Source organism: Streptomyces sp. NPDC002324 (genome assembly GCF_053593335.1).
Genome location: NZ_JBSFCF010000026.1, coordinates 58,650 through 71,334 on the forward strand (window position 1 = coordinate 58,650; position 12,685 = coordinate 71,334).

At 71.7% G+C, this 12,685-nt stretch carries 13 protein-coding genes and 1 riboswitch; of the genes, 10 read left to right on the plus strand and 3 right to left on the minus strand.

All coding sequences use genetic code 11. The features are described 5' to 3' along the window. Window positions 1–29 precede the first annotated feature (29 nt). Together ACWCRJ_RS29020 and ACWCRJ_RS29025 are read left to right on the plus strand one after the other, a co-directional pair. A complete protein-coding gene (locus ACWCRJ_RS29020) occupies window positions 30–818 on the plus strand; it encodes a carbon-nitrogen hydrolase family protein (RefSeq protein WP_450942079.1) in 789 nt (262 codons plus the stop codon). Between the two features lie 57 nt (window positions 819–875). Further along, a complete protein-coding gene (locus ACWCRJ_RS29025; RefSeq protein ID WP_450942080.1) occupies window positions 876–2,573 on the plus strand; it encodes a flavin monoamine oxidase family protein in 1,698 nt (565 codons plus the stop codon). Here the strand turns inward: ACWCRJ_RS29025 and ACWCRJ_RS29030 are convergent. Together ACWCRJ_RS29030 and ACWCRJ_RS29035 are read right to left on the minus strand one after the other, a co-directional pair. After that, the gene (locus ACWCRJ_RS29030) at window positions 2,570–3,292 is read right to left on the minus strand and encodes a DUF5995 family protein (protein ID WP_450942081.1); all 723 of its coding nucleotides are present in this window, start codon (window positions 3,290–3,292) and stop codon (window positions 2,570–2,572) included. The genes ACWCRJ_RS29025 and ACWCRJ_RS29030 overlap by 4 nt on opposite strands. A 228-nt stretch (window positions 3,293–3,520) precedes the next feature. After that, complete coding sequence (locus ACWCRJ_RS29035) at window positions 3,521–4,732, minus strand: MFS transporter (protein WP_450942082.1); 1,212 nt, start codon at window positions 4,730–4,732, stop codon at window positions 3,521–3,523. 276 nt (window positions 4,733–5,008) lie between these two features. On the opposite strand from ACWCRJ_RS29035, the gene ACWCRJ_RS29040 reads away from it, so the two are divergent. After that, window positions 5,009–6,244, plus strand: coding sequence for an ROK family transcriptional regulator (locus ACWCRJ_RS29040; RefSeq protein ID WP_450942083.1), 1,236 nt, complete (start codon window positions 5,009–5,011; stop codon window positions 6,242–6,244). Window positions 6,245–6,324: 80 nt separating this feature from the next. Here the strand turns inward: ACWCRJ_RS29040 and ACWCRJ_RS29045 are convergent, their stop codons facing one another. Then, a complete protein-coding gene (locus ACWCRJ_RS29045) occupies window positions 6,325–7,089 on the minus strand; it encodes an SDR family oxidoreductase (protein ID WP_450942084.1) in 765 nt (254 codons plus the stop codon). Window positions 7,090–7,602: 513 nt separating this feature from the next. Then, window positions 7,603–7,733, plus strand: a riboswitch (FMN riboswitch). A gap of 157 nt (window positions 7,734–7,890) precedes the next feature. Here ACWCRJ_RS29045 and ACWCRJ_RS29050 point away from each other — a divergent pair. From ACWCRJ_RS29050 to ACWCRJ_RS29080, 7 genes are read left to right on the plus strand one after another with little or no spacing between them, the layout of a single operon-like run. Further along, window positions 7,891–8,511, plus strand: coding sequence for a riboflavin synthase (locus tag ACWCRJ_RS29050; protein WP_334657660.1), 621 nt, complete (start codon window positions 7,891–7,893; stop codon window positions 8,509–8,511). Beyond that, window positions 8,508–9,140 (plus strand): nicotinamide mononucleotide transporter family protein, encoded by a 633-nt coding sequence (locus ACWCRJ_RS29055; RefSeq protein ID WP_351405332.1) that lies wholly within the window; start codon window positions 8,508–8,510, stop codon window positions 9,138–9,140. Before ACWCRJ_RS29050 ends, ACWCRJ_RS29055 begins: the two co-directional genes overlap by 4 nt. Then, complete coding sequence (locus ACWCRJ_RS29060) at window positions 9,137–10,426, plus strand: bifunctional 3,4-dihydroxy-2-butanone-4-phosphate synthase/GTP cyclohydrolase II (protein ID WP_450942085.1); 1,290 nt, start codon at window positions 9,137–9,139, stop codon at window positions 10,424–10,426. Before ACWCRJ_RS29055 ends, ACWCRJ_RS29060 begins: the two co-directional genes overlap by 4 nt. A gap of 50 nt (window positions 10,427–10,476) precedes the next feature. Next, window positions 10,477–10,962, plus strand: coding sequence for a 6,7-dimethyl-8-ribityllumazine synthase (gene ribH, locus ACWCRJ_RS29065; RefSeq protein WP_450942086.1), 486 nt, complete (start codon window positions 10,477–10,479; stop codon window positions 10,960–10,962). Window positions 10,963–10,996: 34 nt separating this feature from the next. Continuing rightward, complete coding sequence (locus ACWCRJ_RS29070) at window positions 10,997–11,269, plus strand: phosphoribosyl-ATP diphosphatase (protein ID WP_020114474.1); 273 nt, start codon at window positions 10,997–10,999, stop codon at window positions 11,267–11,269. A 48-nt stretch (window positions 11,270–11,317) separates the two neighbouring features. Further along, window positions 11,318–12,193 (plus strand): ATP phosphoribosyltransferase, encoded by an 876-nt coding sequence (gene hisG / locus ACWCRJ_RS29075; protein ID WP_450942087.1) that lies wholly within the window; start codon window positions 11,318–11,320, stop codon window positions 12,191–12,193. A gap of 19 nt (window positions 12,194–12,212) precedes the next feature. Further along, window positions 12,213–12,677, plus strand: coding sequence for a PH domain-containing protein (locus ACWCRJ_RS29080; RefSeq protein WP_005485554.1), 465 nt, complete (start codon window positions 12,213–12,215; stop codon window positions 12,675–12,677). Window positions 12,678–12,685 lie beyond the last annotated feature (8 nt).

Below are 12,685 nucleotides of genomic sequence, written 5' to 3' on the forward strand. Positions count from 1 at the left end.
GATCCCCCTTGTCCCGGTGAGGAACACGCATGCGTACCGCCCTGCTCCAGAGCTCCGGTCGGCCCGGCTCGGTCGTCGGGAATCTGAAGGTGCTCGACGAGGCCGCGGGGCGGGCGGCGGCCGCCGGGGCGGGCCTGGTGGTGGCGCCGGAGATGTTCCTCACCGGGTACGCGATCGGTGACGACATCGCGCGGCTCGCCGAGCCGGCCGACGGGGAGTCGGCCGACGCGGTCGCCGAGATCGCGGGGCGGCACGGGGTCGCGATCACGTACGGGTATCCGGAGCGGGCCGGGGACGCGGTCTTCAACTCGGCGCAGCTCGTCCGTGCCGACGGTGTCCGGCTCGCGAACTACCGCAAGACCCACCTCTTCGGCTGCTTCGAGCGCGACCACTTCACGCCGGGCGAGCGGTCCGTCGTCCAGGCCGAGCTGAACGGACTCCGCGTCGGGCTCCTGATCTGCTACGACGTGGAGTTCCCGGAGAACGTCCGCGCCCACGCCCTCGCCGGCACCGACCTGCTGGTGGTGCCGACGGCCCAGATGCATCCGTTCCAGTTCGTCGCCGAGTCGATGATCCCGGTGCGTGCCTTCGAGAACCAGATGTACGTCGCCTACGTCAACCGGGTCGGCCGGGAAGGGGAGTTCGAGTTCGTCGGGCTGTCCACGCTGGCCGGGCCCGACGGGGTCGCGCGCACCCGCGCCGGACGCGAGGAGGACTTCGTCCTCGCCGATGCCGACCCCGCCTTCCTCGTGGCCTCGCGCGCGACGAACCCCTACCTCCAGGACCGGCGCCCCGGCCTCTACGGCTCCCTCGTCTGAGACCCGCCCCACCCCGGTGACCCCCGTACCCCCTTTTCCGCTAGGAGTCCGTACCCCATGACGTCCACCGTGCCCAACGCCATCGAGCACGCAGACGAGCACCAGCCGCCGATCACCATGTTCGGCCCGGACTTCCCGTACGCGTACGACGACTTCCTGGCCCACCCGGCCGGCCTGGGGCAGATCCCGGCCACCGAGCACGGCACCGAGGTCGCGGTGATCGGCGGCGGTCTGTCCGGCATCGTGGCGGCGTACGAGCTGATGAAGATGGGGCTCAAGCCGGTCGTGTACGAGGCCGACCGGATCGGCGGGCGCCTGCGGACGGTCGGCTTCGACGGGTGCGATTTCTTGCTCACCGCCGAGATGGGGGCGATGCGCTTCCCGCCCTCGTCCACCGCGCTCCAGCACTACATCGATCTCGCCGGTCTGGAGACCCGCCCCTTCCCCAACCCCCTCGCCGAGGCCACGCCCTCGACCGTGGTCGACCTCAAGGGCGAGTCCCACTACGCCGAGACGATCGACGACCTGCCGCAGGTCTACCGGGACGTCGCGGCCGCCTGGAACGCCTGCCTCGAAGAGGGCGCCGACTTCTCCGACATGAACCGGGCGCTGCGCGAGCGCGACGTACCGCGCATCCGGGAGATCTGGGCCGAGCTCGTCGAGCGGCTCGACAACCAGACCTTCTACGGCTTCCTCTGCGACTCCGAGGCCTTCAAGTCCTTCCGGCACCGCGAGATCTTCGGGCAGGTCGGCTTCGGCACGGGCGGCTGGGACACCGACTTCCCGAACTCGATCCTGGAGATCCTGCGGGTCGTCTACACCGAGGCCGACGACCACCACCGCGGCATCGTCGGCGGCAGCCAGCAACTCCCGCTGCGGCTCTGGGAGCGCGAGCCCGAGAAGATCGTGCACTGGCCGTACGGCACGTCCCTGAAGTCCCTGCACGTCGACGGCGAGCCGCGGCCCGCCGTGACCCGGCTGCACCGGACCGCCGGCAACCGGATCACCGTCACGGACGCGAACGGTGACATCCGCACGTACCAGGCGGCGATCTTCACCGCCCAGTCCTGGATGCTGTTGTCGAAGATCGCCTGCGACGACTCGCTCTTCCCGATCGACCACTGGACGGCGATCGAGCGGACCCACTACATGGAGTCCTCGAAGCTGTTCGTCCCCGTGGACCGTCCGTTCTGGCTGGACAAGGACGAGCACACCGGCCGGGACGTCATGTCGATGACCCTCACCGACCGTATGACGCGCGGGACCTATCTCCTCGACGACGGTCCCGACAAGCCGGCCGTCATCTGCCTCTCCTACACCTGGTGCGACGACAGCCTCAAGTGGCTGCCGCTGTCCGCGAACGAGCGGATGGAGGTCATGCTGAAGTCGCTCGGCGAGATCTACCCGAACGTCGACATCCGCAGCCACGTCATCGGCAGCCCGGTGACGGTCTCCTGGGAGAACGAGCCCTACTTCATGGGCGCGTTCAAGGCGAACCTGCCCGGCCACTACCGCTACCAGCGGCGCCTGTTCACGCACTTCATGCAGGACCGGCTGCCCGAGGACAAGCGGGGCATCTTCCTCGCCGGCGACGACATCTCCTGGACGGCCGGCTGGGCCGAGGGCGCGATCCAGACCGCGCTCAACGCGGTCTGGGGCGTCATGCACCACTTCGGCGGCACCACCGACGCGACCAACCCCGGGCCCGGGGACGTCTACGACGAGATCGCGCCGGTCGAACTGCCGGAGGACTAGGACCTGTCGAGGGCGCCCGGGTGGGGACACTCCGGCAGCGGGGTCAGCAGCATGCGGCCCGTCAGGCCCACCGCGGCGTCCAGGCGCAGGGCGGACTCCTCGGCGAGATCGGGGAGTCCACGCAGCGCCCACAGCGCGCGGGCCGCCGACCAGGTGGCCTCACGGGCGCGTTCCAGACTCCACGCGCCGAGCAGATGGGTGAGCGGATCGGCGATCTGCAGGAGGTCGGGGCCCGGCATCAGCTCCTCGCGGACGCGCTCCTCCAGCGACACGAGGACATCGCCCACATGCTCGAACTCGTCCTCCAGATCGGCGGGTTCGCAGCCGAGCGTACGACAGGTGTCCACGACGGCCAGCGCGAGATCGTGGCCGATGTGCGCGTTGATGCCGCAGAGGGCGAACTGCAGCGGCCGTACGCCGGGATGGCGCCGGAACTGCAGCAACGGCCGCCAGCACGCGGGCGCGCGGTCGCCCTCGGCGACCCGCAGATACCGCTCGGCGAAGAGCACGTCCAAGGTGATCGCGGCCTCGGTGTCGGGGAAGTGGCCGGAGTCCAGCCGCCGGTCGATGGCTTCCGTGACGGTGAGGTAGACGCGGTTGAAGACGGCGATCCCGTCCTGCGCGGGGAGGACCGCGTCCAGGGCGCGCATACGGGAGACGACCGCGTCCACCGAGTCCACCGGGTCCACGGAATTGGTGAATTGTTCCGACTGCGCCATAGGGGGCAGGGTCCCAGGCCTAGGCTGCCACCGGCGCCGCCGTGCCCGTCGCGTCCCCGAAACGGGGTAACGCGGGCGCGGCCGGCGATGTGGCGGAGGCAACGGCGCCCCGGCCGACGGCCAGTGGTGCGACCCGGCCGCGGGGGCGTTCTCACCGGGGTACGCGTACGAGCCGGCGCGGGGGTAGGGGCGCGGGGCCGGCGGGTCACACAGGGGCGGACGTCCGCGTCAGAGCTTCGGGTCGGGGACCGCCGAGTCCGTCCGGGCGACCCGGGGCCGGTCCCGGTCGCTGGTGCGCAGCACCCCCGCGAAGACGACCAGACCGCACGCCAGCACGGTGACCAGGCCGAACGACACGACCAGACTGGTCAGTTCCGCCAGACCGCCGATCGCGCTCGGCGCGACCAGCCCGGAGGTGTACGTGATCGTCGCGACGCCCGCGATGGCCAGGCTGGGGTTCGGCCCACTGCGGCCCGCGGCGGCGAAGCAGAGCGGCACGACGACCGCGATGCCGAGGCCCATCAGCGCGAAGCCGCCCATCGCCACCGCCGGCTGGTTCGCGACGACGATCAGGATCCCTCCGAGCACGGCCAGGACACCGCTCGCCCGTACGGTACGGACGGCGCCGAAACGGTCGACCACCGCGTCGCCCGCGAGCCGGGCCACCGCCATGGTCAGCATGAAACCGGTGGTGCACGCCGCCGCGAGCCCGGCCGAGGTCTCCAGCTGGTCCCGCAGATAGACCGCCGACCAGTCCAGTGCCGCCCCTTCCGCGAACACCGCGCAGAACCCGACCGCGCCGATCAGCAGCGCCGACTTCGGCGGCAGCGCGAACCGGGGTGGCGGCTCCTCGTCCTCGGTGGGCCTGAGGTCCAGGACCCACCGGCAGGCGACCAGACCGAGGACGGTGAGCGTGGCCGCCGCGAGCGCGTGGTGCAGCCGGGCGTCCGAGCCCAGGTGGGCGGCGAGGGTACCGGCCGCCGAGCCGACGAGGGCGCCCGCGCTCCACATCCCGTGCAGGCCCGACATGATCGACTTACCCAGACGGCTCTCCACCTCGACGCCGAGCGCGTTCATCGCGACGTCCGCCATGCCCGCCGACGCCCCGTACACGAACAGCGCCAGGCAGAGCGTCCAGAGATTCGGTGACAGGGACGGCAGGATCAGTGCGAGCGTCCACAGGGCGAGCAGTCCGCGCAGCGCCGTGCGGGCGCCGAAGCGGTGACTGATCCGGCCCGCGAACGGCATCGCCAGGGACGCGCCGATCGCCGGGAAGGCGAGAGCGAGGCCCAGTTGGCCCGCGCTGACCCCCGCGTGGTCCTGGATCCACGGCACGCGGGTCGCGAACGAGCCGGTGACGGCGCCGTGCACCGCGAACACGGCCGCCACGGCGTACCGCGCCCGCCTCACCTCGCGCTGCTCGTGGACCACCACACTCATTCTTCCGCCTCCCTGTGTCTCGACGCGCCGAGTCGTCGGCACGCGTGACGAGCGCCGAGGCCGTCACGGCCCTCGAACTCGTACCGGCCGCCGATCTCCCCTGCGGATGCCGTCGGCAGTGCGGCTCAGGGCCGCGGACTTCCGGTTCCCCCGATGTCCTGCGCCCACCCGGCGTCGTCGCGGGGCGTAAACTATCAGGAACCCTGCCTGATAGATAGGGAGCCGTCTGTGAGGGCCACCGGCCGTGCGGCGCCGCAGATCTGGGAGGATCCCGGCATGCCCGCATCACCCAGTACCGCCCGGGCCATCAACGACCGGCTCGCCCTGCGGCTGCTGCAGCAGGAAGGACCGCTGACGGCCGGGCGGTTGAAGCAGCTCACCGGCCTGTCGCGGCCCACTGTCGCCGACCTCGTGGAGCGCCTCACGGCCGCCGGGCTGATCGGGGTCGTGGGGGAGTCGGGGGAGCAGCGGCGCGGCCCCAACGCCCGCCTCTACGGCATCGTCGCCGACCGCGCGCACCTCGCCGCGCTCGACGTGCGCACCGAGAGCGTCACCGTCGTCGTCGCCGACCTGCTCGGTACGGAGCTGGCGCGCGCGTCGGTCCCGATCGCGGACGACACCGGCACGGGGCCCGCCGTGGAGCAGGCGGTCGCCCTGGTGGAGCGTGCCGCGAAGGAGGCGGGCGCCGACCGGCTGCACACGGTGGCGATCGGCGCCCCCGGCCTGATCGACCCGGCCACGGGCGAGCTCCGCGACTCCAGCGGCCTCCCCGCGTGGCACCGCCGGCTGGTCGCCGCGCTCGGTGAACGGCTCCCGGCCCGCGTCCTCGTCGAGAACGAGACCAACCTCGCGGCCCTCGCCGAGCAGCGGGACGGCGCCGCCCGCGACCGTGACACCTTCGTCCTGCTCTGGCTCGGCCTCGGCACCGGCGCCGCCGTCGTCCTCGACGGCCACCTCCGCCGGGGCGCCTCCGGCGGCACGGGCGAGATCGGTTTCCTCCCGGTCCCCGGCACGACCACGGTCCCCTCGGCCACCGACTGCGAGGGCGGCTTCCACTCCCTGGCCGGCGCGACGGCGGTGACGGCCCTGGCCTCGGCCCACGGCGTCACCGCCGAGGCCGTGCCGAGCGAGCCGTACGCGGCGACGCTGGTACGGGCGGCGACGGCCGGACCCCGGCCGGGCGACACCGCCACCCGGCCGGCCGGCCCCGGCCTGTCACCGGGCGGGCCGGACCGTGCCCGTTTCCTCGACGCCCTGGCCGACCGCGTGGCCATCGGCGCGGCCTCCGTCGTCGCCGTGCTCGACCCCGGGTGTGTGGTGCTCGGTGGTGAGGTGGGACAGGCCGGTGGGGAGGAACTGGCCGTCAGAGTGGGACAGCGGCTGGCGGCGATGTCCCCGTTGCCGACCGAGGTGCGGGCCGGGGGCCTCGGCGGGGCGGCGGTCCTGCGCGGCGCGCTGCTCATGGCCCGTGAGACCGCACAGGACGAACTGTTCGCACCGCCCACCCGGTGACGCGGGCCGGCCGGCGCCCTGCGTCACGGCCGGCGGCGTAAGCCCCCGGCCCTCTTTCCCCGCCTACCTTTTCCGCCCTCTCACCTCTTTCTTTTCCCCTGCCCCTCCCCGAACCGGGCCGCCAGGTGCTCCCCGAACGTTCCCTTCCCCACGTCCCTCCCCGGCGCGAGGTGGCCACCGGCGCGGAAGGCCCGGTACGCCTTGCCGAACAGCGGGACGTTCAGCAGAGGACGGCGGCGCCCGGTGGCGGCCAGGTAGGCGCGGGCCAGCTGGGGGAAGGTCAGGACCTCGGGGCCGCCCAGATCGTCGACGCGGCCGGCGGGGGCGCCCACGGCCAGCTCCGCGAGGCGCTCGGCGACCTCGGCGACGGCGACGGGCTGGTCGCTCACCCCGGCGGGGAGCATCATGACCGGCGGCTTGGACAGCCCCTCGAACAGCATCACCAGCAGATCGTGGAACTGGGTCGCCCGCAGGACCGTCCAGTCCAGCCCCGACTCCTCGACCTGCCGCTCCACGGCCAGCTTGGTCCGGTAGTAGCCGAACGGCACCCGGTCCACGCCGACGATCGAGATGTAGACCAGATGCCGTACCCCGGCCCGCCGCGCCGCCGCGATCAGGTTCTCCGCCGCCTTCTCGTCACCCCCGCGCGGCGACGTCGCGCAGTGCACGATCGTGTCCACCCCCGCCACGGCGGTGTCCAGCCCCCTCCCGCCCACGACGAGATCGACGGCGTACGGCCGCGTGTGCCGGCTGAGCACCCGCACCTCGTGCCCGTCCGCCCGCAGCCGGTCGGTCACGGGCCGGCCGAGGACACCGGTGCCGCCGGTCACCAGGATCGTGGTCATGCCGTCCATCCCCTTTGCAGGTGGCAACACGGGTCGACGCGAAGCGCCCGGTTCCACGCGCCGGAGGTCGCCCCAGGGCGCCGAGCCCGGTCGCGCCCCGGTCGGCCGCCGTCCCGCGAACTCCAGCTTGTCGGGGTTCGGCACGACCCGCACGTGCGTGACGGCACCGCTGCCACGCACGGGGAGACGGCCGCGGCCCGCCGACTCCGTGAGGGGGACCCGGCGACGGGGCAAGGGCCGTCGTCACCGTCGCCGGGCCGTTCTGGGCGGGTACCGCGACCGCAGACTTTAAAAGGACTAGACCAAGCAGGTCAATGGGTCGAGCCCCCTCCGGGCGGGGGTCGGATCCCCTCCGAGTGGGGGCGGTGGTGCGGAAGTTGACCCCTGGTCAGTGATAGCCGAAGCCGGTCAGCTTCCGCTGGAGAAGTCCAGCGACACGCCCTGTGAGTCACCCCACAGTTCTCACCCGCATGGGCGCCGACCGGGCGTGGCACACTGGCCCTGTACCAGAAGCAGCGCACTCCGGGGTCGGTGAAAGTCCGAACCGGCGGTTATAGTCCGCGACCCGGTCGCTTCCAGCGGCCGGTTGACCAGGTGAAATTCCTGGACCGACGGTTAAAGTCCGGATGGGAGGCAGTGCGCGGCGGGCGGGCATTCGTGCGCGTCGCCGTCTGTTTTTGGCCTACCCCGCCAGGGGTGGGTCTTCACACGGCGTCGCTCCCTGTGTGCCGCTGTCCGCTCATGTCTGTCGTCTTCGACAGCCCCGGAGTCCGTGCCCTATGAGGCAGGAGGACCCGGGAAGTGTTCACCGGAATCGTCGAAGAGCTGGGTGAGGTCACCGCCGTCGAGAAGCTCGGCGACTCCTCCCGCTTCCGTCTGCGCGGCCCCGTCGTCACCGAGGGCGCGCGCCATGGCGACTCCATCGCCGTCAACGGCGTCTGTCTCACGGTCGTGGAGCACGAGGACGACTGGTTCACCGCCGACGTCATGGCGGAGAGCCTGCAACGCTCCAGCCTCGGCGCACTCACCGTCGGATCCCGCGTCAACCTCGAACGCCCCATGGCCGTCGGCGACCGCCTCGGCGGGCACATCGTGCAGGGTCATGTCGACGGCACGGGCGAGGTCATCGAGCGCAAGCCGTCCGAGAACTGGGAGATCGTCAAGATCTCGCTCCCCGCGGACCTCACCCGGTACGTCGTCGAGAAGGGCTCCATCACCGTCGACGGCATCAGCCTCACCGTCGTCGACGCAGGCCCCGACTACTTCACCGTCAGCCTCATCCCCACCACGCTCGACCTGACCACGCTCGGCCGCAAGCAGCCCGGCGACCCGGTCAACCTCGAGGTCGACGTCATCGCCAAGTACGTCGAGCGTCTGCTGGGCGACCAGGGGGCGGCGGGAGCCCGGGGAGCGGGACGGTGAACTCGCTGAACACCGTCGCCTTCACCGCCTTCGGCCAGCAGATCCTCTGGTCGGACATGATCGGAAACATCCTCGGCCTGATCGCCCTCGCCCTCGGCGCGATCCGCTCCCTGTGGAACTGGCCCGTGCAGTTCCTCTCCGGCCTCGTCCTCTTCGGCGCCTTCGTGGGCCACCTGACCGGCAGCGCCGGCAAGCAGGTCATCGTCATGGCCGTCGCCGCGTACGGCTGGTGGCAGTGGAACCGGACGAAGAAGCAGGCGGCGGACGGCGCCATCGCCCCGCGCTTCGCCACCTGGCGCGAGCGCGGCTACCTGATCGCCGGCGCCGTGCTCGGCACCCTCGCCGTCGGCGCGCTGTTCACCGCGTTCCCGACCCTGTCCTGGGACCCCTGGCCGGACGCGTACATCTTCACCGGCACCATCGTCGCCATGTACGCCCAGGCGCGCGGCATGGTCGAGTTCTGGTTCGCCTGGCTGCTGGTCGACCTGGTGGGCGTCCCGCTCAACTTCGCCAACGGCTACGCCTTCTCCGGTTTCGTCTACATCATCTACGGCGCGCTCGTCCTGTGGGGCATGCGCGACTGGTGGCTGCGCTCGCGCAAGCCCGCTCTGGAAGGAGCCCCGGCATGACCACGGCGCCGATTCTGTACAGCACCGGCGACATCGAGAGCTTCGCGCTCGACCCCGTCGAGCAGGCCATCGCCGACATCGCGGCCGGCCGCCCGGTCGTCGTCGTCGACGACGAGGACCGCGAGAACGAGGGCGACCTCGTCGTCGCCGCCGAGAAGGCCACTCCCGAGATCATCGCCTTCATGATGAGCGAGTGCCGGGGCATGATCTGCGCCCCGATGGAGGGCGACGAGCTGGACCGGCTCGAACTGCCGCAGATGGTGCAGCAGAACACCGAGTCCATGCGCACGGCGTTCACCGTCACGGTCGACGCGGCCCCGCGGCACGGCGTCACCACCGGCATCTCCGCCGCCGACCGCGCCACCACCCTGCAGCTCCTGGCCTCCGGTACCGCCGAGCCGGGCGACTTCGTCCGCCCCGGCCACATCTTCCCGCTGCGCGCCCGCACCGGCGGGGTGCTCGTGCGCGACGGCCACACCGAGGCAGCCGTCGACCTCGCCCGCCTCGCGGGTCTGCGCCCGGCCGGTGCGATCGTCGAGATCGCCGGCGAGGACGGCCGGATGCTGCGCCTGCCCGAGCTGATCCCCTTCGCCCGCAAGCACGGTCTGACGATCATCTCCATCGAGGACCTCATCGCCTACCGCCGCTCCGCCGAGCCCACCGTCAGGCGCGAGGCGAAGACCCAACTGCCCACCGAGTTCGGCGACTTCACGGCATACGGCTACCGCTCCACCGTCGACGGCGTGGAGCACGTCGCCCTCGTCCACGGTGAGATCGGCGACGGCGAGGACGTCCTCGTGCGCGTCCACTCCGAATGCCTCACCGGCGACATCTTCCACTCGCTGCGCTGCGACTGCGGCCCCCAGCTGGGGACCTCCCTCGAACGCGTCGCCGCCGAGGGCCGGGGCGTCGTCGTCTATCTGCGCGGCCACGAGGGCCGGGGCATCGGACTGCTGTCCAAGCTGCGCGCGTACGAACTCCAGGAGCGCGGCCGCGACACCCTCGACGCCAACCTGGAGCTGGGCCTGCCCGCCGACGCCCGGGACTACGGCGCCGGCGCGCAGATCCTCCTGGACCTGGGCGTACGCAGCCTGCGCCTGATGACCAACAACCCCGAGAAGACCGACGCCCTCGTCCGGCACGGCCTGCGCGTCACCGACCGCGAACCGATGCCGGTCCGCGCGGGCGAGCACAACCTCCGCTACCTGCGCACCAAGCGCGACCGGATGGGTCACGACCTGCCCTGGCTGGACACCACCACGGCGTCCACCTGCGGCAACCAGTAACAACCAGCGGCAAGATCCACGAACAGCAGTCCCAGGAACCAAGGAGCAACGTGAGCGGCAAGGGCGCACCCGAACTGACCGTACGCAACTGCGGCGACCTGCGCGTCGCGGTCATCGCGGCCCAGTGGCACGAGAAGGTGATGGACGGCCTCGTCGAAGGCGCCCTGCGCGCCCTGCACGACCTGGGCATCGACGAGCCGACCCTCCTGCGGGTCCCCGGCAGCTGGGAACTCCCGGTCGTCGCCAAGGTCCTCGCGGGCCGCGGCTACGACGCCATCGTGGCCCTCGGCGTCGTCATCCGCGGCGGCACCCCCCACTTCGAGTACGTGTGCCAGGGCGTCACCCAGGGCCTCACCCAGGTCTCCGTCGACACCGGCGTCCCCGTCGGCATGGGCGTACTGACCTGCGACACCGAGGAGCAGGCCCTGGACCGCGCCGGCATCGAGGGCTCGAACGAGGACAAGGGCCACGAGGCGGTGACGGCGGCGGTGGCGACCGCGGCCACCCTCCGCTCAGTATCTGAACCCTGGCGCTGAGGCGGGGCCGGTTGCGCGTAGGGTGAGCCTCACCATGTCCAAGAAGACGTTCGAGGAGCTGTTCACCGAGCTCCAGCACAAGGCCGCCACCGGCGACCCCGCCACTTCCCGCACCGCAGAGCTGGTCGACAAGGGCGTCCATGCCATCGGCAAGAAGGTCGTCGAAGAGGCCGCCGAGGTCTGGATGGCCGCCGAGTACGAGGGCAAGGAAGCGGCCGCCGAGGAGATCTCGCAGCTGCTGTACCACGTCCAGGTGATGATGGTCGCCCGCGGCATCTCCCTGGACGACGTGTACGCCCACCTCTGAACCGCACCTCACGCACCCCCTCCCGAACGAACGAAGGAAGCTCGCCTCATGCTGCGCATCGCCGTCCCCAACAAGGGTTCCCTGTCCGGACCTGCGGGGGAGATGCTGCATGAGGCCGGCTACCAGCAGCGCCGCGAGTCCAAGGAGCTGCGGATCGTCGACCCGGTCAACGAGGTGGAGTTCTTCTACCTCCGCCCCCGCGACATCGCGATCTACGTCTCCTCCGGCCGCCTCGACATCGGCATCACCGGCCGGGACCTGCTCATCGACTCCGGCGCCAACGCCGAGGAGATCCTCCCGCTCGGCTTCGCCCGCTCCACCTTCCGCTTCGCCTCCAAGCCGGGAACGGCGAACGGCGTCGAGGACCTCAGGGGCAAGACGGTCGCCACCTCCTACGAGGGCATCGTCGCCGGGCACCTCGCGGACAACGGCATCGACGCCTCCGTGGTCCACCTCGACGGAGCCGTCGAGACCGCCATCGAACTGGGCGTCGCCGAGGTCATCGCCGACGTCGTCGAGACCGGCACCTCCCTGCGCAACGCGGGCCTCGAGGTGTTCGGCGAGCCGATCATGAAGTCCGAGGCCGTCGTCATCCGCCGTGTCGGTGCCGACACGGCCGCGGAGTCCGCGGAGTCCTCGGAGAACGAGGCCAAGGTGCAGCAGTTCCTGCGCCGCCTCCAGGGCGTCCTCGTCGCCCGGACGTACGTGATGATGGACTACGACTGCCGCGTCGAGCAGTTGGAGAAGGCCGTCGCCCTCACGCCGGGCCTGGAGTCCCCGACCGTCTCGCCGCTGCACAACGAGGGCTGGGTCGCCGTCCGCGCCATGGTTCCGGCCAAGGAGGCCCAGCGGATCATGGACGATCTGTACGACATCGGCGCGCGGGCCATCCTGACCACCGCCATCCACGCCTGCCGCCTCTGACGGCCGGGAGCCGCACGCCATGCCGGACCAGTCCGCCCTCCCCGCCCTGCCGGTCACTTTTCGGCCGGGCCGCACCCGCGCCGTGCTGCTGTCGGCCGCGGGCGCGATCTTCGTGGTCATCACGGTGGTCGCGCTGCTGCTGCCGACGCTCGGCCCCGGGGAGCGGCTCAGCTTCGTCTTCACGGCGGCCATGCTCGCCGGGGTGCTGGGTGTGCTCTCCCGGCCCCGGGTGGTCGCCGACGAATCCGGTGTGACCGTCGTCAACATCGCCGGGCGGCGGCACCTGGGCTGGGCGGAGATCGTGCAGGTGAACCTGCGGGTCGGCGACCCCTGGGTCTTCCTCGACCTCACCGACGGCACCAGCCTGCCCGCACTCGGCATCCAGCCGGGCATCGCCAAGAAGCGCGCCATCGAGGACGCCCGGACGCTCCGGGCGCTGGTGGAGGCCCGGTCGGTCACCGAGCCGGAGCAGCGTCAGGACTGACCCTGCTC